The organism is Rubrobacter aplysinae, from assembly GCF_001029505.1.
Lineage (GTDB): Bacteria > Actinomycetota > Rubrobacteria > Rubrobacterales > Rubrobacteraceae > Rubrobacter_A > Rubrobacter_A aplysinae.
Genome location: NZ_LEKH01000018.1, coordinates 1 through 21762, shown reverse-complemented (window position 1 = coordinate 21762; position 21762 = coordinate 1). Strand labels below are relative to the sequence as shown.

At 59.1% G+C, this 21762-nt stretch carries 23 protein-coding genes; 8 read left to right on the top strand and 15 right to left on the bottom strand.

Going from position 1 to position 21762, the window contains the following annotated elements; genetic code table 11:
* Positions 1–14: 14 nt before the first annotated feature.
* A complete protein-coding gene (locus ABD53_RS13620) occupies positions 15–353 on the bottom strand; it encodes a phosphomannose isomerase type II C-terminal cupin domain (protein WP_047866386.1) in 339 nt (112 codons plus the stop codon).
* A 206-nt stretch (positions 354–559) separates the two neighbouring features.
* On the opposite strand from ABD53_RS13620, the gene ABD53_RS13615 reads away from it, so the two are divergent.
* Entirely contained in the window at positions 560–1828 is a 1269-nt protein-coding gene (locus ABD53_RS13615; protein WP_047866363.1) for an ABC transporter ATP-binding protein, read from the top strand.
* 132 nt (positions 1829–1960) lie between these two features.
* On the opposite strand, the gene ABD53_RS13610 is transcribed toward ABD53_RS13615, so the two are convergent.
* A complete protein-coding gene (locus tag ABD53_RS13610; RefSeq protein WP_152670784.1) occupies positions 1961–3226 on the bottom strand; it encodes a tyrosine-type recombinase/integrase in 1266 nt (421 codons plus the stop codon).
* A gap of 231 nt (positions 3227–3457) precedes the next feature.
* Between ABD53_RS13610 and ABD53_RS18035 the strand changes: the two genes are divergently transcribed.
* Complete coding sequence (locus ABD53_RS18035; RefSeq protein WP_047866362.1) at positions 3458–3727, top strand: AbrB/MazE/SpoVT family DNA-binding domain-containing protein; 270 nt, start codon at positions 3458–3460, stop codon at positions 3725–3727.
* Complete coding sequence (locus tag ABD53_RS13600; protein WP_200900394.1) at positions 3724–4137, top strand: type II toxin-antitoxin system VapC family toxin; 414 nt, start codon at positions 3724–3726, stop codon at positions 4135–4137. Before ABD53_RS18035 ends, ABD53_RS13600 begins: the two co-directional genes overlap by 4 nt.
* 638 nt (positions 4138–4775) lie before the next feature.
* On the opposite strand, the gene ABD53_RS13590 is transcribed toward ABD53_RS13600, so the two are convergent.
* Together ABD53_RS13590 and ABD53_RS13585 are read right to left on the bottom strand one after the other, a co-directional pair.
* Positions 4776–6200: an FAD-binding protein gene (locus ABD53_RS13590; RefSeq protein WP_047866361.1), complete on the bottom strand. Its 1425-nt coding sequence runs from the start codon at positions 6198–6200 to the stop codon at positions 4776–4778.
* A gap of 56 nt (positions 6201–6256) precedes the next feature.
* The gene (locus ABD53_RS13585) at positions 6257–6832 is read right to left on the bottom strand and encodes an NADPH-dependent FMN reductase (RefSeq protein WP_047866360.1); all 576 of its coding nucleotides are present in this window, start codon (positions 6830–6832) and stop codon (positions 6257–6259) included.
* 89 nt (positions 6833–6921) lie between these two features.
* Between ABD53_RS13585 and ABD53_RS16175 the strand changes: the two genes are divergently transcribed.
* Together ABD53_RS16175 and ABD53_RS13575 are read left to right on the top strand one after the other, a co-directional pair.
* Positions 6922–8199 carry a tetratricopeptide repeat protein gene (locus tag ABD53_RS16175; RefSeq protein WP_053058086.1) on the top strand — a complete coding sequence of 426 codons (1278 nt, stop codon included), beginning with the start codon at positions 6922–6924 and terminating at the stop codon, positions 8197–8199.
* 77 nt (positions 8200–8276) lie between these two features.
* The gene (locus ABD53_RS13575) at positions 8277–9302 is read left to right on the top strand and encodes a dipeptidase (RefSeq protein WP_047866359.1); all 1026 of its coding nucleotides are present in this window, start codon (positions 8277–8279) and stop codon (positions 9300–9302) included.
* A gap of 141 nt (positions 9303–9443) precedes the next feature.
* Here the strand turns inward: ABD53_RS13575 and ABD53_RS16170 are convergent, their stop codons facing one another.
* Entirely contained in the window at positions 9444–9677 is a 234-nt protein-coding gene (locus ABD53_RS16170) for a YkvA family protein (protein WP_053058085.1), read from the bottom strand.
* 451 nt (positions 9678–10128) lie between these two features.
* Between ABD53_RS16170 and ABD53_RS13565 the strand changes: the two genes are divergently transcribed.
* Positions 10129–10683, top strand: coding sequence for a hypothetical protein (locus ABD53_RS13565; protein WP_047866358.1), 555 nt, complete (start codon positions 10129–10131; stop codon positions 10681–10683).
* A gap of 451 nt (positions 10684–11134) precedes the next feature.
* Here ABD53_RS13565 and pqqE read toward each other — a convergent pair whose 3' ends face one another.
* From pqqE to ABD53_RS13535, 7 genes are all read right to left on the bottom strand, one after another.
* Complete coding sequence (gene pqqE, locus ABD53_RS13560; protein ID WP_047866357.1) at positions 11135–12226, bottom strand: pyrroloquinoline quinone biosynthesis protein PqqE; 1092 nt, start codon at positions 12224–12226, stop codon at positions 11135–11137.
* Positions 12219–12446, bottom strand: a complete 228-nt coding sequence (pqqD, locus tag ABD53_RS13555) for a pyrroloquinoline quinone biosynthesis peptide chaperone PqqD (protein WP_200900391.1) — start codon at positions 12444–12446, stop codon at positions 12219–12221. Before pqqD ends, pqqE begins: the two co-directional genes overlap by 8 nt.
* 190 nt (positions 12447–12636) lie before the next feature.
* On the bottom strand, positions 12637–13350 hold the full coding sequence (pqqC, locus tag ABD53_RS13550; protein ID WP_407690115.1) for a pyrroloquinoline-quinone synthase PqqC: 714 nt from the start codon (positions 13348–13350) through the stop codon (positions 12637–12639).
* Positions 13347–14231, bottom strand: coding sequence for a pyrroloquinoline quinone biosynthesis protein PqqB (gene pqqB, locus ABD53_RS13545; protein WP_235401643.1), 885 nt, complete (start codon positions 14229–14231; stop codon positions 13347–13349). The genes pqqC and pqqB overlap by 4 nt, the downstream gene beginning before the upstream one ends.
* An 82-nt stretch (positions 14232–14313) precedes the next feature.
* Positions 14314–14400 carry a pyrroloquinoline quinone precursor peptide PqqA gene (gene pqqA, locus ABD53_RS18030; protein WP_084709682.1) on the bottom strand — a complete coding sequence of 29 codons (87 nt, stop codon included), beginning with the start codon at positions 14398–14400 and terminating at the stop codon, positions 14314–14316.
* 78 nt (positions 14401–14478) lie between these two features.
* On the bottom strand, positions 14479–16167 hold the full coding sequence (locus ABD53_RS13540) for a PQQ-dependent dehydrogenase, methanol/ethanol family (protein ID WP_047866354.1): 1689 nt from the start codon (positions 16165–16167) through the stop codon (positions 14479–14481).
* Between the two features lie 34 nt (positions 16168–16201).
* Entirely contained in the window at positions 16202–16669 is a 468-nt protein-coding gene (locus tag ABD53_RS13535; protein ID WP_200900389.1) for an MSMEG_3727 family PQQ-associated protein, read from the bottom strand.
* A gap of 110 nt (positions 16670–16779) precedes the next feature.
* Between ABD53_RS13535 and ABD53_RS13530 the strand changes: the two genes are divergently transcribed.
* Positions 16780–17340: a Chromate resistance protein ChrB gene (locus ABD53_RS13530; RefSeq protein ID WP_047866353.1), complete on the top strand. Its 561-nt coding sequence runs from the start codon at positions 16780–16782 to the stop codon at positions 17338–17340.
* Between the two features lie 94 nt (positions 17341–17434).
* Here the strand turns inward: ABD53_RS13530 and ABD53_RS13525 are convergent, their stop codons facing one another.
* Both ABD53_RS13525 and ABD53_RS13520 read right to left on the bottom strand, forming a co-directional pair.
* A complete protein-coding gene (locus tag ABD53_RS13525; RefSeq protein WP_327287106.1) occupies positions 17435–19417 on the bottom strand; it encodes an ATP-dependent Clp protease ATP-binding subunit in 1983 nt (660 codons plus the stop codon).
* Between the two features lie 364 nt (positions 19418–19781).
* Positions 19782–20195, bottom strand: coding sequence for a hypothetical protein (locus ABD53_RS13520; protein WP_047866352.1), 414 nt, complete (start codon positions 20193–20195; stop codon positions 19782–19784).
* A gap of 662 nt (positions 20196–20857) precedes the next feature.
* On the opposite strand from ABD53_RS13520, the gene ABD53_RS16165 reads away from it, so the two are divergent.
* Entirely contained in the window at positions 20858–21301 is a 444-nt protein-coding gene (locus tag ABD53_RS16165; protein WP_235401641.1) for a universal stress protein, read from the top strand.
* A gap of 255 nt (positions 21302–21556) precedes the next feature.
* Here ABD53_RS16165 and ABD53_RS13510 read toward each other — a convergent pair.
* Positions 21557–21762, bottom strand: a 206-nt coding sequence (locus ABD53_RS13510) for an alpha/beta hydrolase-fold protein (protein WP_047866351.1), incomplete at its 5' end; no start/stop codon positions are given.

Below are 21762 nucleotides of genomic sequence, written 5' to 3'. Positions count from 1 at the left end.
CAACCACTAAAAGTCTATACCCTATTATGGTCGTCTTCGAGCCTCTCTATGTCATCCTCGTCGAAGTCGCCGAAGCTAATCTCGAGCATTCTGGCATCGTGATCGGAAACGTTGCTCATCCTATGCGCAGCGCCGCATGGGATCTTAATCTTCTCTTCTATTTCCAGGCTACTAACATCACCATCGATCTCGACCTCCAACCCCGGATCCAGCGCAACCCATAGTTCTTCTCTCTTACCATGGCGCTGCAGAGACAACCTGTTTCCGGGCTCTACTCGTATGATCTTGACCGTAGTAGCCTCGTTGAACGTATACTGATTAAATGCGCCCCAGGGCTTGTCCTCATGTAGCATCTCGCCCAAAATGTACACTCCTTTACTGTTTGCAAGTTTAATACTTTATTGACCACAGTTAGTAACTCAATTTGTTTTACTTTATCAGATCATAGGGTTAAACTTGAAATAGCGAAGTACTTAGAGGGGCTTGAGTAAGCCTGTAAAAGGTCGATTACAGGTTGGGGCTGCTACTCTCAGCTCACACCCGGGAAAGGGGCAGGCTAATGGCAGAGGTATTGCTAGAGGATGTGTGTAAGGTCTACGGCGAGGGCGTGGTAGCGGTAAGAGACATGAACCTCGACATCCCAGATGGAGAGTTCGTCGTGTTCGTCGGGCCCTCGGGGTGCGGCAAGTCGACCGCGCTTCGCATGATCGCGGGCCTAGAGGATATTACCTCCGGACAGATCCACATCGGCGAGCAGGTGGTTAACGACCTCCCGCCCCGTGACCGGGACATAGCCATGGTCTTCCAGAACTACGCTCTGTACCCTCACATGAACGTGCGCGAGAACATGGGCTTCGCCCTGAAGCTCAAGAAAGAGGACAAAGAGGAGATAAACCGCCGCGTCGAGGAAGCTGCAAATATCCTGGGTATACAGAGCTTTCTGGACCGTAAGCCGAAAGCACTCTCGGGTGGCCAGAGGCAGAGGGTTGCCCTCGGCAGGGCGATAGTGAGAGAGCCCAAGGCATTCCTCATGGACGAGCCGCTATCCAACCTGGACGCAAAGCTCCGGGTAAACATGCGAACCGAGATCAGTAAGCTGCACAACAGGCTCGGGACGACGACCATCTACGTCACCCACGATCAGACCGAAGCCATGACGATGGCTGACCGGATAGTGGTCTTAAAGGATGGCGAGGTACAGCAGGTGGCGAGCCCACAACAGATGTACGAGCGGCCACGCAACGTGTTCGTCGCTGGGTTTATCGGTAGCCCGGCCATGAACTTTATAAACGCCCACCTCGAGCGTGATTCAGAGAGCCCCTCTGGTTACTCCGGTTACGCGGTCGTATTCGGAGAAGGTGCGAGGCAGACTAGGATACCGCTAGCTAAAGAGCCGGTATCCGGGCACCCCGAAATCGGGGAGTACGCGGGCTCCGGGGTGATCCTAGGTATCCGGCCCGAGCACATGGAGGATGCGAGTTTAGCGAGCTTGGACGGCTCCGGAGACTTGAATGCCTCGCAGAGCGTTTTAGAGGTGGAGCCGGAGGTCATAGAGAGCATGGGTAGTGAGAAGTATGTGTACTTCGCACCTGGAAGGGAGCAGGTAGCGCACTCAAAGAGCCTCGATGAGATGACCAGCGTCAGTGATGGCGCCAGCCCCGGTGATTCCGAGAATGGGGGCTCTGGGAGCTCTGCGGAGATCGAGGAGATGATGGTGGCCCGGGTTTCGGCGGAAAGTCAGGCGAGTAAGACCAGTAGCCTGAGGCTCGGGATAGAGGCTGACAAGGTACGCCTGTTCGATCCAAAGACCGAGAGAGCCATAACCTAGCCTCGATCGAGCTAGGGTTTGCTATACACCTTCGTGAACTCTGGATGGTTACTTGTCACACTCAGACTCCGAGCAACTCGCCACGCTTATATTCGTACATTCGTATAGAATCTCCCGGGTCGCCTGGAAGACTCACGATTGCCCGGGGCCACTGTGCCTGTTCTCGAAGTAGGGCACGTGCAGGTGGCTCGCAGCCTTCCTCTTTGCCCGCTCCCCGCGCCGGTCGTAGCGCGCGGTGGTGGAGGGATCTGCGTGCCCGGCGAGCTGCTGCGCCGCAGAGAGATCTCCTATCGCATCCAGTAGATCCCCTATGAATGTCTTTCTAAAGTCGTGTGGCGAGAGGTGCTTCACCCCGGCCTCTCTCTGGCGGCGCCGCACCACGTCGTAGATCGCCTGGTCGGTCATCCTAGCCGGATGAACCTCTCCACAGTTGTCTCCGCCACCATCCCGGCGCTCATGGACGATCCTGTCGCCCTTGTTGATGGGCAGTAGCAACGCACCTTCCGTATCTCCTCTAATAGAGAGCCACTGGTTTATCGCCCTGTCAGCGCCGCCTTCGGCATAGCCGAGCCTCTCCTTGTTTCCCTTGCCCCTTATCCTTACTTCCAAGCTTTCGGGATCGTAGTCCGAGACATCCAAAGAGACCAGCTCGCTGCGCCGGAGACCACACACGTACAGAAGTGCAAGAGCAGCGGCGTCCCGTGCCCCCCGGGCCTTTTTGTTATCCGTGTAGCATATTCGGAATAACTCGAACAGCTCGCCCCGGTCTATGGAGCGGCCGGGGGGGAGGCGGCTGCCACGCACCGCGCCCACGTCCGCCGCGCGCCCGTAGTCGTCGGCGGACATGTAGCCGAGCCTGAAGCAGGCCCGCAACACCCCTCGCAGCGCCGAGAGCATCAGGTTCGCCGTGGAAGGAGCGTAGGTCTCGGCCAGAGTGGAGCGGATGAGCGAAGTGTGCTGAAAGCGCAGGTTCCACCAGGCGAGCTGCATCGCCGAAGCCCGGCCACCGGAGACGAAATGTGCAATATTCTCAAGATTGGTGCGCATCGGCCTGCACGAGCTCTCGGAAAGACCGGCGAGATACGCCGAGACCGGGTTCGCATCCGGAGCCAGGCTCTCTGAAACGATGAGCTCCTGCTTTGAGCCGGCCATCGAGAACCGCTCCAGGCGGTGAGCCACCTTGCGATCTGACTGAGCAGGCTCGGGCAGCTCATCGTCCACAGAGTCCAGAGGCTGCACTGAAACATGCTCCGGCAGTACCTCGATGACCTGCTCGTTAGACTCAGCAGTAGCATCATTGTCGGAGTCGGTGGCACTTATACTAATAGAGTGATCATCAGAGTAGTCCTCGGCTTCTATGTGCCCTGACCGTGTATCGCCTCTATCATTGCTATCCAAACTTCCAAACACCCCCGATATAGCTACCTGGATGGCTTACTCAGCTCTTACTTTGTTCTTTCTCTGCGGAGCAGTATATCATTTGCGAAAAGTGTAATTTACATAAGCTATTTTTGGGATGTCGATAGCCCCGAACGTAGCTGATAGCTGAGCTATTTGGCGATAATTCGAGGATTGTCTATAATAAACTTATTGACACTATTTGGCTAAATTGGCTCATTAAGAGGACACATGGACCAAAAAGTAAAGATAGGCAAAAATGGTCGAATGATTATTCCGGCAGAGTTTCGCCGAGCTTTAGGTTTTGAGGATGGAGACGAGGCAATATTGCACGCCGACGAGGATGGGCTCAGGATCTCTACGCCTGCCCAGGCCATCTCTCGAGCTCAGACTCTGGTGCGTCGTTACGTCCCTGAGGGTAGTGACCTCTCCGGAGAGCTCTTGGCGGATCGGCGTGCGGAGGTCGAGTCCGAGGTCACGCGGGACTCGGAGCGGTCGTGAGCAAGGCTGGAAGGCCCGACGCTGGCCGGGGCGTGGTACTAGACGCTTCAGCCCTCCTTGCTTTGCTTGACGGTGAGCCCGGTCAGGAGGTCGTGGCTCCCCTACTATCGGGAGCGATTATCGGGTCGATGAACCTCGCCGAGGTGGTGGGTAAGCTCGCCGAGCGCGGGATGCCGGAGGCCGAAACACGCGAGGCTCTGGAGGGTCTTGCGCTTGAGGTGCATTCTGTAGACGAGGAGTTCGCCTACGCCACAGGTGTGCTGCGTCTGGCCAACCGCGAGCATGGCCTTTCGCTGGGAGACTGCGCGTGCCTGGCTTTGGCAGCGAAGCTCGGGCTACCGGCGTACACGGCGGACCGGGTCTGGGCCGAGCTCGATCTCGATGTAGAGGTGCGCCTGATACGAGAGTGAACGGCCCGCCTGTGCCATGGCAGTCGGTCCCGGTAGCTAGAATGGCCTCGGGCCGTGCCAGATAATCACTCCAACGTCCTCTACAGGCGCAAAGCCCTATATCTAGGCTAAATTTGCACCACCCATCATGCCAGATAATATAGATTATCCTGTCTGAATATCGTCTAACTGGATCTGCCGTATATACAGACGTTCTTTACGCGTGGGTGCTCTGGACGTTGTCTGAAAGATACGTAAGCTACAAGTGCTGGTGCAAGATCTCTACCGACTCCTCTACCAGGCATCGTCGTTGGAGACCGCAACTACCATTCGCCGCGCACGGTCCGAGAGCTGCAAGAAGGAGGCCTTGAGTTTGCTGCTCCATACGCGAGCAGGTCCAAAGACCCCAATTCTCGTAGTAGTGCCTTCTTGAGCGAACTCCGCTACCATATAGACACCGTCTTTGGGCAACTCACCGAGCGCTATACGATACAGCATTTGTGGGCGCGAGACCTCTGGCATCTGGCGAGCAGACTGCTCAGGAAGGTCTTGATCCATACACTGGCGTTCTTTCTAGGCGAACAGAGTGGGCACAGTCCTTTGCAACTGACTCGGCTCCTTGACTAAAAAACCTGCACATCGGGTTAGCTAAACGGATCTTACCTATGTGCCGCGGCCGTCTCCGGGAGTGACCTGGCGATGTTTGCGCCGATGATGCGTCCGAAGGTATTCGCCCGCAGCACCGACGTTGCCGGTGGCTGCTTGTGGTGGAAAAGCCCTGTGATCTCGCCTGCGGCGTAGAGACCGGGGATCGGCTCCTCGTTTGCGTTTAGCGCACGCCCGTCCATGTCAGCCTTCAGCCCGCCGAAGTTGAACATGAAGTGCGCCGTCATCGGGAACCCGAAGAAGGGCGCTTCAACGATAGGATTTGCCCAGTTCGATTTCGGCGGCGTGATCCCCGAGGTCTTTTTTCCGTCCATCTTGACCGGGTTCCAGTCGCCGGGGCCGCAGGCCGCGTTGAACTCACTTACTGTCGCCTCGAGCTTCGCCGGGTCGAGGCCGAGCTTCTCGGCCAGACCGGAGATCGTGTCGGACTGTTCCGGCGGTTTGTCGGTTCTCTCGTAGACCCAGCTACCCTCGAAACGATCCATCACGGTCTTGTCGGTGATGAAGTACGACTTCTGGTTCTGATGACGCCAGGTGTCATAGGCAATCAATTCGGAGGTGGCGAAGAGGTAGTCCTCGCCCTCGTCGTGGAAACGTTCGCAGTTCTCATTGACCACGATCCCGTAGTTCAAGCCCCAGATGACCGCGTGGTACGCTCTCGCCCGCGTATCAACGAGCTCGGCGTGGAACATGTCGAACTGCCCGGCCGTGCCAGCCCCGGCATCCATCGCCATACGGATGCCGGCGCCACGGTTGTAGCGTATACCGGGGGCGATAGTCGGAAGGTCCTCTGTATCCTGGCCGGTATGTTCACGGAGCATCTCCGGATTCCCCCCGAAGCCTCCACAAGCCAGGATAACCGTATGGGCTGTGATGGTGCGCTGTTGACCGTCGGGCTTACGCACTACGATGCCGCCCACTCGCCCCTCGTCGTCGACGGTCAACTCTATCGCCTCGTGCTCCCAGAGTACGTCGACGGTCTCATACTTCGCGATGTGCTCCAGGTAAAAATCTATAATTTCCTTGCCGCCACTTCTCAGAAAGACGAAGTGCTGCTCCTCGAAGTCCATGGCGGCGTTCTCCTCGTCGTGATGGTCCAGCTTGACGCCGTGGTCCTCCATGAACTTGACCGTGCTCGGCACCTCATCCTCGAGTTTGCGCCAGTAGTCGAGATCCGACATGCTCCGACGATCATGCTCTACGCCGACAACCCGGTCGCGCAAGAGCTTGTTGTCGCGATTGAGTCGCAGAAAAGGCCTCGCCCAGCGCGAAGCTCCCGGCCACACGCCTCTCTTCCCCGCCTCAATCAACGCTACACGGCCAGCTTGGCCGGCCTTTTCCGTCGTCTCCAAGAAGCTCAGCGTAGCTGTCGAGCCTGCAAAACCGCTACCGATGACCACCATATCGTAGTCTGGCACGATCTCCTCCTTTCATCTAATGGCGGAGGCTTTTAGCCCCGCCGCGCAGTGATCTGCTAGTTTCTGACTGCAACCTTCTTGGCTAGCGCCTCCAGCAACTCGGCCATGGACCTCCGGCCGGTCTCGTCGGTAAATCGTCCCTCTTCGTCAAATCTCTCCCGGGCCTGGGCGACCAGCACCTCGGGACGGAAGACCATGTCGGCCTGCAGGTAGTTGAGGGTGTGCCGGAGCTGGAGGTGGGAGCGGGCGGTACCAATGGGGCTGGGGCTCGCTCCCATTATCGCGACCGGCTTGCCCTTCATCACTGACCTACCCGCCGGCCTGGAAGCCCAGTCCAGCGCGTTCTTCAACACACCGCTCATGCCGTGCTGGTATTCAGGGGTGGAGATTAAAACCCCATCGCAGCGACTTATAGCCTCCTTGAACTCCGCTACCGGCTCGGGGTCGCCCTGGTCCTCTACGTCCTGATTGTAGAGTGGGATATCTGCGAGGTCGAAGGTCTCTATGGACATTCCTTCCGGAGCCTCTTCGGCCGCTGCTCTCAAAAGCGCGCGATTGTAAGAGCCGGAGCGCAGGCTGCCGGCAAAGCCCAGAATCCTCTGTCCGGCCACACGTGGTTCTTCGGTCAACATCTGTACTCCCCTCCCCAAAAGCGCTTACGCGCACTCTTTCCAACCCATCTTGTTACATAATATCGAAAGTCGCATCTTGAGGAGTGTGCATGGGAGACCGGATAAACGAAGCAGACCACCTGGCACGGGAAGGTAGGCAAGGTAAGGCGTCAGAGATACTGCGCAGCGTGCTAGAGGACGATCCCGGCGACGCGGCGGCCAGCCTCTCTTACGCCCGTATCCTCGGTAGTCTGGGCCACGAGCGAGAAGCCATTCCCAGGTACGAGCAAGCGATCGCGGGCGGTCTATCGGATAAGGAAACGGAGGAGGCTGCCCTCGACCTCGGCAGCTCGTACCGCACCGTGGGCGAGCCGGCGAAGGCAGCAGAGGTTCTGAAACGCGGCCTGGCGCGATTCCCGGAGAACCAGGCTTTGCGAGCGTTTCTGGCTATGAGTCTCCACGATCTCGGAGAGTACCGTGAGGCGACGGCAACCCTGCTGCGGTGTCTTACGGAGTTCTCCTCTGATGCCTGGATCGTCCGTTACCAGCGACCCATAAACCACTACGCGGATGATATGCACGAAGAATCCCCTGACCTCGCGGCTGACGCGTTAGTGAAAGGCCCGTCCGGGTTTTCCGCACGGGGAGCCGTGGCGCACCACGAGACCCTGCGAGGCGCGATACGACGCGGGATCCTCGTTCGAGACCTGATCCAGCACCTGCCACCGCCGCCGGCCGCTATTGTAGACGTGGGCGGCGGGGCCGGGCGTGTCGCCATCCCGTTGGCTAAGAAGGGTTACGAGGTGACAATCCTGGACCCCTCTGAAGAGGCGCTTGCCCGGGCGCGACAGGCGCTTGAGAGGGAAGATGCAGCGACCGGTAGCCGCGTGCGGCTGGTGCAGGGTCGTGGTGAGGAAGCGCCGGGCCTGCTCGGCGAGACGATCTTCGATGCGACTACCTGTCACGGGGTCTTACCCTCCGTCGAAGACCCGGGGCCGCTCGTGCGAGCTCTGGTCAGACTCGTCCGGCCCGGCAGCTTGATCTCGGTGCTGGCAAAGAATGCCGATGCGCTTGCCATGCGCCCGGCCCTCCAGGGCCACTACCGGAAAGCACTAGGCTCTTTGGAAGCGAATTGGGACGAAGGACCCTTTGGAACACTTACGCGAGCCGACACGGTAGCTGGGCTCCGGGATATCCTTGAGTCCGCCGGTGCCGAGGTTATAGCTTGGCACGGGGTAAGGAGCTTCACGGAACACCTCGGCGACACTCCCGCAGTCCCCGATGTGCTGGAGGATGCCCTGGAGCTCGAATGGGCAGCGGGACGAAAGGACCCCTACAGGGGTGTGGCCCGCTGGATCCACCTGCTCGGCAGGAGAGCCGAGAGGTAGGCGTTTCAGATGTTTCGCGTCATGCACACCGCCACGAGTTAGCGGTAGAGTGTATCGTCAAGAAGGGAGATTCTCGTATGAGTCGAGATGTATTTCCGATCGTGTTCGATGGACACAACGATGTGCTTGAAAGGCTCATTGAGCCGGATGGGGGCGGACCTAGTGCATTTTTCGAGCGCGGTGAGCGGGGCCACCTGGATCTGCCCCGGGCACGGGAGGGCGGCTTTGGGGGCGGCTTCTTCGCGGTCTGGGTGCCCTCACCAAGAGGTCAGAATTCCGAATCCGCGCTAGATCCTGCGTACGCGCTGCGCTACTCGATGGCTGCTGCCGCCATGCTGTTCAAGATCGAAGATCGCTCGGACGGGCAGTTCAAGATCGTCCACACTGCCGCTGACCTTCAGCGGTGCCTGGATGAAGAAGTGATGCCGGCGGTACTCCACCTAGAGGGTGCGGATGCGATCGACACCGACCTCGATGCGCTGCACGTGCTCTACCGAGCAGGGCTGCGTTCGCTGGGCCTCGTCTGGAGCCGTCCGAACGCCTTTGCCGAGGGTGTCGCCTGGCAGTTTCAGCGCTCGGCGGATACAGGTCCGGGCCTAACCGAAGCCGGTAAGGAGTTGGTTCGCGCCTGCAACGACCTCGGCATCATGCTAGATGTGTCGCATCTGAACGAACGAGGCTTCTGGGATGTGGCGGCGCTCTCGGATGCCCCGCTCGTGGCGACCCACTCCAACGCATACACCATCTGCGCCGCCACCCGGAACCTCACGGACCCGCAGCTCGACGCCATAGCCGCCTCGGACGGAATGGTGGGCCTCAATTTCGCCCCCCACAACCTCCGCGAGGACGGGGTCAGCGATAAGGACACCTCTCTGAAGGTAATGGTGCGGCAGATCGACTACCTGGTAGGGCGAGTCGGTATCGGCAGGGTCGGCTTCGGTTCTGACTTCGATGGGGTTCCAGTGTCACAAGAGATAGGCGATGTATCAGGGCTACCGAGGTTCGTGTCGGCGCTCAGAGACCGGGGCTACAATGCCCAGGCACTCCGAAAGCTCGCCCACAAGAATTGGGTCCGCGTCCTGCGTAAGACCTGGGGTGAATAGAAGGTGTCTCCGGAATTACTCAACTCAGGACTATCCTCACCACCGCGTAGATGGAGAGTATAGCCAGGGTCAACCAGAGGATAACGATGACGGTGGCAGGCCAGCTCACGGGCCTCACCCCTCTCCACCATCTCCCGCGCCCTATTCCGACTGCCGAATAAGAGGACCTCTTTGGGGGATCATTCGCATCGCGAGGGCCACGCCCAGAGAGGTCAGGAGGAGGTTATCCAGGTAGCCGAGGATCGGGATGAAGTCCGGGATCAGATCTAAGGGGCTGAAAGCATAGGCAACCAAGAGGGTGGCAAACAGCTTGGCGTAGAGTGCCATCCGAGGGTCCTCGTAAGCCAGATACACGGCGTAGGCCTCGGCCTTCAAGCGCTCGGCCCGACGCCTCCACTCTTCTAAGGTTACTCGCACCCCGTCCCCCGAGAACGCGAGGCAGCGCCATTCTCCGTCGACGGCTGGAGCTCTCACAACTAATCAGCCGATCCGTGGTCGGCGCCCTCATAGACGGCAGCTGCAAACGCCTTGAAGTGTTCCCGGCACGCCTTTACGATCCACCCAGAACACTCCCGAGCACGACGAAATTCATAGCTTAGTAGGCGATTTGTACACTAAGTCCCATGTAACCAGATTACTGCTTCAGACAGCCTTTATAATTCTCGCGTACGACGGCTCGGTAGAGATAGGAAAATTCTTGTAAAGGCTACATGTTTGTTGACTAGCATCTGATAAGTTGCTACTATTACTGCAGCTAACATGGAGTATGTTATGCGGGTGTTAGGGGTACCTGCAAGGTTACAAGGAGGAAAGGGAGAGTATTGATATGGGGTTCCTGCTTTTAGGTCTTGACAGCCTGATCGCTTGCATAGTAGTCAGCCCGCTTCTAAGCAAATGGTCGCACCGTCTGCTGCTCGCCGCGTTTTTCGGCCTTGCCGACGCCATCGGATTCCTTATAGGAGTAGGGCTCGGGGCGGCTACGCCTTTGATGATGTCGGGCGAGATGGGCGAAATCCTGGAGATCGGGCTCCCGGCTATCCTGGGTATCTATTTGATTGGCATGGCTTTTCTTGGTTTCACGGCGCGTCAAGCAGGAGCAGCTTCTGTGGGATGGCCGGTATGGGTGCTGCCGATTATTCTGGCTCTCGACAACTTCAGCTTTGGTCTGGTCGGTAACCCGGCGGGGGGTTCGCTTATGCAACAAGCCTTCGGTGAGCAAGCGTGGTCAAGCGCGCTACTCGCTCTCACCGGCCTTGTCGTAGGTGTCGCCCTCCTGCGCGTGATCCCGGCGATGCAGAGGCGCGCAGTCGCCGCTGCGACCTCTGGAGTCGGTCTGATTGTCTTTTCTGTAGTCTTGATAATGATGGAGACTATAGAGTAATCGGCTAGATCAAAGTATCTTGACGGTAACTTGGCCCTTGACCAGGCAGATTTGGTCAAGGGCCAAGTTATCTGGAGTGAAGCTGCTAGATGATGCTGGAGTATCGTCCCTATCGTTAGCGGGCCACCGAGAAAAATCCTGAACTCAACGGTGGACCTTGTCGGCGAACGAACTCATCGCAAGACGGTCGGGAAGCTTGTCTACAACGTCAGCCACCAGAGGCGGAGCCGGGAACGAGAGACTTGCCTTGCGAGCTAGTGAGAGTACAGCATGGGATCGCCGCTGTAGCTCGTCACGCTCGTCACGCTCGTCACGGAGACTGCTTGCTCTACTTGCACGAACGATTGCGCTTTCGAGCACAGTAACTCACAGTGGACGGATAGCCGCCCACCAACTACCGTACACGCGCGGGTCCGATTCCCCCAAGTCGCAGACCAAGCCGCACTAATCCTTACGCCCGCCGGGCAGCATTCGCACGGTGGATGAGCTCTGCTTCGTCTGGCTGGGCGTCTTCGTTGGCCTCTCGTACCGCCTTAGCCACGATCTCGTGGTCTGGCGAGAGGTGGCAGACTGGATCGGTTCGTGCGGCGTCACCGGTGAGCTGGAACGCCTGGCAGCGACAACCACCGAAATCTATCTCGCGGCGATCACAACTCTGGCAAGGCTCCGGCATCCACTCCGTGCCCCGGAAGCGATTGAAGATGGTCGACTCCTCCCAGATCCACTCCAGCGAGTGCTCGCGCACGCTGGCCCGGGGAAGGTCGAGTTGATGCGCCGCGGGGCAGGGCAGGGCGTTTCCGTTTGGTGTCACCGTTAGCTGCTGTTTGCCCCAGCCGCCCATACAGGGTTTGGGGTACTTGCTGTAGTAATCGGGGATAACGTAGATGATCTCCATCTTCCCCTTCAGGCGCCGACGTGCGGCGCGTACTATCTCCTCGGCATCCTCGAGCTGCGTCCTGCTGGGCAGTAGAGCCGCGCGGTTGCGCATGGCCCAGCCATGGTACTGGGTATTGGCAAGCTCAATTTGGTCGGCCCCCAACTCCTCGGCTAACTCGAGGATGTGGCCCACCCTGTCGATGTTGTGGCGGTGGAGGACCACATTCAAAGTGAGCGGCCAATCCAGCTCCTTGACCATGTGGGCCGCCTCGATCTTGCGGTCATAGGCAGGAGTACCGGCTATACGGTCGGAGAGGCCTTGCTCGTCGGCTTGGATGCTGATCTGTATGTGGTCTAGGCCGGCGTCCTTTAGCTGTTCCGCCCGTCCACGCGATAGGCCCACAGTGCTCGTAATGAGGTTGGTATACAGACCTATGTCGCGGGCGCTGGAGACGAGTTCTACAAGATCGCGGCGCCGGAGAGGCTCGCCACCCGACAGGTGAAGCTGCAAAACTCCGAGCTCCCGAGCCTGGCTCATCACCCGTTGCCAATCTTCCGTGCTCAGTTCCTCGTTGTATTCCGCAAGATTGAGCGGGTTTGAGCAGTACGGGCAGTGGAGCGGGCATTCGTAAGTAAGCTCGGCCAGCATGCCATACGGTCTATTCATCACCGAGCTCCACCCATCGCTTGGCGGCGAGTCGTGCGAGGAACTCCCGCACCTCATCGTCGGCCACGGTCTTATACTGTCCGCGCAGCTCCTCTACGATCTCTACTACCGTTCTATCTCCATCGCACAGGCCCAGGATGATTGCGCCTGTTTGATTCAGGACAAGGATTTCCTCCGGTGCCAGCAGAACTTGCTGTTCCCGCACTGGGTCCCACTCCATTCGGACCCGCCGCGGCAAATGAGGACGATTCGTAGATAGTACTGCCGTGCTCATATACCCTCCTGTATCGTAGTATGGTCCGCAGACACCAAGCGCGGCGCGCTCCCAATAACTGGCTCATTAAGCTGAATGCAATCTGAAATTGAGCGACAGATCCAAAGCCCCGTATAAGATGGTCCAGTAGATGCGATCAAGAATCACCCTCCTGAGTGCCGCCCGGATAAGCTCTATCAATGGCGTCCAACATGCTCCAAAGAACGTCATTTTTAAAGGATAGTGCCTCCACAGCCCGCGCCTGTTCCTCTGGTGTCTGGCAGTGTTCCTTTACCACCTCGAGAGCGTGCTCGGAGTCGCGGGGGGCCTGCGTAAGGCGGGCACGGAAATAAGCGAGCCCGTCGGGGTCTATCCAGGTGTAAAAGCGCTCGAATGCGGCCAGACGCTCCGACATGAGATCCGGCGCAAACAACTCGGTCAGCGAGGAAGCCACCGCCTCGACCCAGGGGCGGGTGCTGGCAAAGGTGACGTAAGCATCCACGGCGAACCGCACCCCGGGCACGATGTGCCGCTCGTCTAGCATCTCATCTCGCGTCAGTCCCGCAGCCTCTCCAAGGCGCAGCCAGGCCTCGATGCCCCCCTCTTCGTCCGCCGTTCCATCGTGATCCTGGATGCGCCGGATCCAGCGCCGCCGTACCTCACGGTCGGGGCAGTTGGCAAGAATGGCGGCGTCCTTACGCGGGATGTTCTCCTGATAGTAGAAGCGGTTTGCCACCCAGCCCTGGATCTGGCTGCGGTTTAAGCGCCCCTCATTCATCAACGCATGGAACGGATGCTCACTGTGGTAGCGCTGAGATTGAGCACGCAAAGCCTCGATAAAGCTGCCAGTATCGGCTGTTATCAACTTCAGATCTCCAGTTCTAGCCCATCTGCGGCCACTTCCAGGCCGTGCTCCTCGACGCTGCTTCGCTCGGGCGAGTCCTCGAGCAAGATAGGATTTGTATTGTTGATGTGGATGTACATCTTGCGCTCGATGGGGAGCTGGGACAATTGCTTCAAGCTCCCATCGGTGCCCCCGATCGGCAGGTGTCCCATCTCACGCGACGTCTTGCCGGCGATGCCGAGCCGGATCAGCTCGTCGTCCTGCCAGCAGGTCCCGTCGAAGAGCAGGCATGTACAGTCTTCCAACTGAGCCCGCACCGAGGCCGTCAACTCCTGTGCGCCCGGTAGGTACACCAAAGTCCGTCCAGTGTTTGAGTCGGTGATCCGGTACCCCACAACGCCTTCCTCCTCACCGTCCCCAAAGCGTGCCCGCTTGTTCGTGGGAACGCGAAAGGCCCGATAAGACAGACCATCCCCCAGCGGTACCTCCGTCCCCGTAGAGACCGGACGCCAGTTGACGCTGGTGTAGGCGCCGAGCGTCTGGAGCAGCGATGTGCCTTCATATAGCTTCTCGTGAACCTCCTCGGTGGCATGCAACTCGAGGCTGTCAACCTCTCGCAACAGCAGCAGACCGAGGCTGTGATCCAACTCGGCATCGGTAAGCAATACGGTCCGCAGTGGAGAATTCCTGACCCCTTGTGGGTGCAGAGCCGGAAAGGACTCGATCTGAGCCCGAATATCGGGCGAGGCGTTGAGCAGGAACCATCGCCGATAGTCGGCGCTTACGGCAACCGACGACTGGGTGCGCGAGCGGCATGGCCGCGAGCCGTAGCGCACGGCCCGACACTGTGGGCAGTTGCAGTTCCACTGCGGAAACCCTCCTCCGGCCGCTGCTCCGAGAACACGCACCCACACGCAAGTCCTCCATCCAGATCATCTCACAGAAAGAGGGCGCCGGGCGAATTGCCCAACGCCCACTCCATTTGCTATCTCAGTCCCAGTCGGGCCAGGTTGCGGCGTATGCGGTAACCTCGGCTCTGATCTCGATTTCCTCGAACTCGGGGGTCTTCCACTCCATGTCTAGCGTCTCCTTTCCTATGCTCTTTCTTTAGTATGGTGAGTAGCATATGCTACTCACCATATCAGACCTCTGCGCTTATTCCTCCGGCAGCGCGAAAACGAAGATACCGGAGCCATGAGGTCCACCCATCATTCCGGGTAGGAACCCTTCGACCCAGGCGCCCCAGCCGACCGGCACGGCTATATACTGCCTGCCGTCTATGCTGTAGGTCGTTGGGCTGCTGTGGTGGCCGCTTCCGCACTGGAATTTCCACAAATGTTCCCCGGTGCGCGCATCTAATGCGTTTAGATAACCCGAGGGTTCGCCCGCGAACACGAGGTCGCCAGCCGTGGCGAGCACCGACGCGCACATCGGCATCTCAGTCTCCCACCTCCAGGCTTCCTCGCCGTCCGTGTTGAAGGCGCTTACGGACCCCTTCATGTCCTCGGAGTCCACGATGACATGCGCTCCCCAGTAAGGCATGCCCTCCTTGAACTCCCTGCGCCTACGCGCGATCGTCGAACCGGTATCCTGTACCGGGCAGTAGAACATCTCTGTCCTCGGGCTGAAGGCCGCGTGCGTCCATTCCTTGCCCCCGGCCGGCCCCGGGTAAAAGTGGACCTCTTCTCCCTCCTTCTCGGGGTATATGCTGGGCGTTACTTTACCGTCGGAGTCGATCTCGCCCCAATTGATGCGGTCAACGAAGGGTGTTACCGAAACGAGTTCGCCGTTCGTGCGGTCCAGGATGAAGAAGTATCCGTTCTTGTCGAAGTGTCCGAGTAGCTTGCGCCCGTCCTTCTCGAAGAGGATGCTCTCCATGTTTGAGTCATAGTCCCACAGGTCGTGCGGGGTGAACTGATAGTGCCACACCTTCTCGCCGTTGTCGGGGTTCACGGCGACGACGCTGTCGGTGTAGAGGTTGTCGCCCGGACGGACTTCTCCGTCGAAGTCAGGCGCCGGGTTGCCGGTCCCCCAGTACAGGAGGTTAAGCTCCGGGTCGTAGGTGCCCGTGACCCAGCAGTTTCCACCACCCCGTTGCCAGGTCTCGCCATCGTCCGGCCAGGTCTCCGACCCCGGCTCGCCGGGCTTCGGCACCATGTAGCACCGCCAGACGCGCTCTCCGGTCTCGATATTGTAGGCGTCGAGATGGCCGCGCACCCCGAACTCCCCGCCGGAGCTGCCCACGATGACCGTATCCTTCACGACGAGGGGAGCGACCGTGGCGCTCTCACCGGCCCGCACGTCACCGTGTACGGTGTCCCAGATCTTCTCGCCGTTTTCGGCGTCGAGCGCGATTATATGGGCATTCAGGGTGGCGACGAAGACCTTACCCTGCGCCACGGCGACCCCGCGGTTCACATTGCCGCAGCACAGCGAGGTATCGAACGGGATCGCGTGCTTATATTGCCACAGTGACTGTCCCGTCTTGGCGTCGAGAGCCCAGACAAAGCCATCCCAGCCCGAGACGAACATGACGCCGTCCACGACGAGCGGGGCGGCCTCGAACGAGTATGTCGAGGGACCCGCGTGAAGGCCCTGCGAGCCGGACTGGAACACAAACGCGGGAGTGAGCCGCTTGACGTTCTCCGTGTTGATCTGGTCCAGCGGACTGTAGCGCTGCCCGTCGTAAGCACCGTAGTAGGTAATCCAGTTATGCGGCTCCGAGCGGGCATCGAGGATGCGCTCGTACGTGAGGTCCTTCGCTACCGGCGGCGCATCCCCGGTCGTGGTGCTCAAATTCCCGAGAGAGACCGGCGACGGTGCGTCTATGTATTCCTGCGTCAACTGATGCTCCTCTCTATTCCTCTCTATGGGCGCTTTACGGACGTGGCTGGGCCGGACGGTCGAGGCGAGCCTCCTCGGGAACCTCCCCCATCACGACGATTGCCCCCATCAGTCCCCGGCCTTCATCGTTGCCTACATTGGAGCTATACCAGTAATAGCCCGGACCATCGAGTTGGACGGTGACCTTTCCGGTTGAATGGTTCGGCAACCATATCCACTGGTAGTCACCATTACTCGGCACCTGCGCGCAGTGAGTGTTCGTGTCATCGTTGAAGAACTCGATCTCGAGTTCACCCGCATGGGGCATGACGGTGATCGAAGGCGAATAGGTCAACTCGTCTTCGGGAATCCGGATCTGGATCTTCATGCGGCCGTCGGATCCCTCCTCGGCGTGCGCGAGCCCTCCGTGGTTGAGCAGGCGACCTATCGCACCGCCGTTTTGCTTGTCCAGACCAAGCTCGCTCACCATCTGGGATAGCTGCTTCTCCCTGGCCTTTGCCACTAGCTCTCCTCCTTTCCTAACATCCCCAACGCCTCAAAAGTATCATAAAAACCTCGTCAAGGCCACCATCGTTTCAAAGTCGAGTTAATGGCTGTTACTATGAGAACCTAATGAAGGACGCCACAAACCGTGGGCAGGAGTGGTTCGTTCTGGTGTACAAGCTCCCGTCGGAGCCGAGCCGCTACCGGGCGAGCGTCTGGCGCAAGCTCAAAACCGCAGGCGCTATATATCTGCAAAGTGGGGTGGCGGCGCTTCCGGCCGATCCGGGGGCCGAGCGGGTGATGCGCGGTATCTCCCAGGAGATCCGCGAGTCGGAAGGTGTGGCCTGCCTCCTGAGAGGAGACGCGGTTGTCGATGAGGTGGGCCTGAGCGAGGCTTTCGACCAGGCCCGCGACGCTGAGTACTCTGAGGTTATAGAGAGGTGCCGAGCGTTTCACGCCGAGTTGGGTAAGGAGCGCGGTGAGGAGAATTTCACCTTCGCCGAGCTGGAGGAGAACGAGGAGGACCTTGCCAAGCTAGAGGCTTGGTTTGGCAAGATCCGGGCTCGCGACCGATTCGGCGCTCCGCTTTTACAGGAGGCCGAGCAGGCTCTCGTTTCGTGCCGGGAGGATCTGGAGGTCTTTGCCGCCTCGGTGTACGAGGCGACCAGCCATGAATCGGCCAACCACTGATCTTGCCTGCGGAGCGTTTTGAGCGAAAGAAGGTTCGAGGCGCCGCGCGAGCGGGGCCTCTCCCCTCGCTATCTCACCGCAGGCCTATTCCCTCCTAGTCGGCCGCTCCGTGGATCACCTCGAATCCAGGTCCGTCTTCGCCAGCGCCGACGGCTACCTTGTCTCCCGGTTTTAGCGAACCGCCCAGGACCAAGCGCGAGAGTTCATTGTCCACCCTCCGCTGGATGGCGCGCCGCAAAGGACGGGCTCCGAACTCGGGGTCGTAGCCTTCTTCGGCGATCAGTGCCACGGCGGCCTCGGTGAACTCGATCGCGACTCCCTGACTTTTCAGGCGTCTCGAAGTGTGGTCGAGGAGGAGGCCCGCTATCTCCTCTATCTGATCCTTGCCCAGGGCGCGGAACAGGATCACCTCGTCTATGCGGTTCACGAACTCCGGGCGCAGGGTACTCCTGAGCAGCCGGTTCATGTCCTCCTTGAGGTCCTCGAACGTCTCGTTTAGCTGGGCGTGCGCCTTGATGCGCTCCGCCCCGAAGTTGCTTGTCATGATTACCACCGCGTTCTTGAAATCCACGGTCCTACCCTGGGAGTCTGTAAGCCGTCCGTCGTCCAGGATCTGGAGCAGTACGTTGAAGACGTCCGGGTGCGCTTTCTCGATCTCGTCGAGCAGCAACACCGAATACGGGCGGCGTCTCACCGCTTCCGTCAACTGCCCGGCCTCCTCGTACCCGACGTAGCCCGGAGGCGCACCGACGAGCCGCGACACCGAGTGCTTCTCCTGAAACTCCGACATGTCTATCCTGACTATCGCCGCCTCATTCCCGAAGAGAGCGTCGGCGAGCGTGCGCGCTAGCTCGGTCTTGCCAACACCGGTGGGACCGAGGAATAGAAAGCTACCTATAGGCCTATTCGGGTCGGAGAGTCCAGCGCGGGCGCGTCTTATGGCTTCGGCCACCGCCTCGACGGCTTCTTCCTGGCCCACGATGCGCTCGTGAAGCTGTCCTTCCAAGCGAAGCAGACGCTCACGCTCCTCCTCGGTGAGCTGACTCACCGGGATGCCCGTTGCCCGAGAGACGACCTCGGCGATGTCCTCGACCGTCACCTCCGCCACCGTCGGGCGATGATCGCCGCCGGATTCCGCGATCTGCTCGCGCAGGCGAGCCACTTTCTCCTTGAGCTCTTTCGTCCTCCTGAAGTCCTCGGAGATGACCGCGTGATCCTTCTCCCTCTGAAGACTCCTCAGTTCCTCTTCCAGAGCTTTCGTGTCCACAGGTCCGGTCTTCGCGCGCAGGCACACCCTAGCCGACGCCTGGTCCATCAGATCTATAGCCTTATCCGGGAGGAAACGACCGGTGACGTAGCGGTCGGAGAACTCGACGGCGGCGACCATAGCCTCTTCGGTAATCTTGACGAGGTGGTGCGCCTCGTAGCGGTCCTTGAGGCCGCGCAGGATCTCGATAGCATGGTCAACGGAGGGCTCGCCGACGAGGATCGGCTGCAAGCGACGTTCCAACGCCGCGTCCTTCTCGATGTTCTTGCGGTATTCGTCTACCGTGGTTGCGCCCACGAGATGCATCTCGCCGTATGCCAGGGCGGGTTTGAGCATGTTGGAGGCATCCATCGAGCCCTCTACCGCGCCGGCTCCAACCACGGTATGCAGCTCATCGAGGAAGATTATCTGATCATCCGGGCTCTCCCGGATCTCCTCCAGGACTTTCTTGAGACGCTCCTCGAACTCTCCGCGATACTGCGTCCCCGCAACCATTCCCGAGAGGTCCAGTGCGAGGACGCGCTTATCAGCGAGCCTATCCGGGACCTCGCCGCCCACGATCCATTGAGCAAGTCCCTCGACGATTGCCGTCTTGCCGACACCTGGATCCCCTATCAGCACGGGGTTATTCTTGGTTCTCCGGCAGAGAATCTCGATGGTGGTCTCGACTTCTTCGGCTCGCCCGATGACGGGGTCGAGTTTCCCGTCCTTCGCCATCCGCGTCAGGTCGCGGCTGTACTCGTCCACCATCGGCGTCGCGTTGGTCCGGGACCCGTCGCCCCTGGCAGGGTCCACCTTGTCATTACCCAAATCTTCGCTGAGGGGTTAGAGTAGTCGGACGATTGATACAGTTGATACGCTTCATGCTCAATATCCTACTACACACGACCACAACTGCACTTCGCCGTACCTGGAGGATGGACTCCTTGACACGCCTCTAAGAAAACCTTTCGCCAAAGGCCCAGTCATCATCTTAGCGGTGAAGAGCCCGAGCAGTAGATGGTGATTGCGGTATCTTCCATTTCGTCCTCGCTCTGCACTCGGCCAAGAGTAGTTCCGAATCGCTCGCATCGCTGCCGATACTAGAAACTCCGCCAGCAAGAAATATGCTCGTTCCTTTGAAGCTCTAGGTAGCAGACATGCTACTCTCTACTTGGCTCCGGGATGTGGTCCATCAGCGTACTCTACTCCAGGCTTCGGGCATAGGCCCTCCTGAATTCGAGGTGACGGACTCTGGGGTGACCATCGCGTAGTACTGGTCACTACCCTCGAACCCTCTTAGTAGAGAAACGGTAAAGTTACCGAGTTCAGCGGCCGACTCTCCAACGGGGAACAGAAGGGTCGCCTGGGCACCAAGCTTCTCACAGAGATGTTCCCATTTCCGGTACACCCCGAGATCTATCGTGCCATCCTCGCGGGACAGCACGTAGAGGGTGATCACATTGGAGGGATCGTAGGAAGCCGAATCCTCGGGCAGATCCCCATCCTTGAAAACGAGCTCGGCCTCGTAACGCCAATGCAGCATACGCAGGCACGCCTCGTAGGATCCGGTCTCACGTAACTCCGGGGGCGCCGTGAGGATTATCAAGCGTCGCTCCTTCCACTCTGTACCGTATCGTGTCGCAGTACAATACTACGTCGCTCCTTAGTACTATAGCGCCAGTTACTGCAATCTTGTGGTATTTATCGGCGTAAGTGCTTTAGGAACCTTACGATCGTCGAACAAAGCCCCACCGACATATGCTGTACAGTCTACCTTCAAAACTTCCACGAACGCATAGCAGACCGATTGGCTAGGTACGAGGCTAGAGATCGTGCCAAGTTGGGACGCTACCAAGTTTGAACCCAATAGAATAGTCTAGCGTCAGTACGACAAGCGGCTCAAAGAGGGGCTCCGGGCTCCGATAGTGCGGGTGCTCGGGAGATGGCGCTACTTAACTGGCACTGTGGCATTAACTACCCGGTTTCTGCTCCGGATCTGCTGATCGAGGCACTCTACGTAAGCCGTCGAGCGTATGCGCCTCGACTCTGGCCCGGCTTATCGACTGAAAACCCGCACATCCCGCGGAACAACTGCTACTATTTTTGTGTGAGGATTTGCGGGAAGGTGTGTCAGGTGGTTATGACAATGTATTACACTCGAAACATTTTCTGGCCGGGCTATTGCGTGTTGATTTGCAGACGCCGTGCGCGTAAGCGTACTCGCGTGGAGATGCGAGACTCGGGTCGCCCCGAAGAGGCTTGCTCGCCGTGAAGGTCTTGGCGGTTAGCTGGGGCAGCGAAGATCCAACATCAACCCTCCAAACGGCGGCTACCATATCGGAGAAGATGGACGCGGAGCTACACGTGGCTCACATCTGGACTTTGCTGTTACCGTCGGCCCCGGAGTTTATAGAGTCAACCCATTGTGAAAGGCAAGAGGAGAATGCTCGGCGGATCGTGGAAGCCGCGGTCGAGACGGTCGAGGCCGCAGGTAGGACCATCGCAGAGACACACATAAGATTGGGATTCCCGGAAAGCGAGATAATTAGGCTGATCGGAGAGATAGGAGCGGGAATGGTAATCGTGGGCAAACGGAGAGGTAGCCTCATCAAGCGCTTGCTAGCGGGTTGTGAGGTAGAGAGAATTGCACGCTATGCGCCTTGCCCGGTTGTGTTGGTGGGACCCGAGAGCCCGCTCGTCTCTCCGGCTTAACGCTAATAGGACAGAGTGTACGGTAGGGTCCGGCTCCTCAGCTGGCCAGTTCCCATTGGAGTGTGGCTGCCAACTCGACTATAGCTCGCGATGAAGCCTTCCCCTTGAGAGTGGCAGGGTCGAGATGCACTCAAAGGCCCGAGGATTCCTATCGGAAACGGGAACATAGCGTCGAGAAACTCCCTCTGACAGCTTACCTTACGCTTCCCCGTTTGCACTCGGTGAACCGTATAGGGAGTTCTTATACTTGCCCCGTCACCGAGACACTCCGAGGGCTTTGGCATGGTGCTGTAGGTGGTCCGCCATGAAGGTAGAGATGAAGTAGTAGCCGTGGTCGTACCCTTCCTGACGGCGCAGCTTCAGGGGCTGGCCCGCCGCCTCGCACGCCTCCTCGAAGATGTGCGGGTAGAGCTGCTCATCTAAGAACACGTCTTCGGTGCCCTGGTCTATGAGGATCTCCC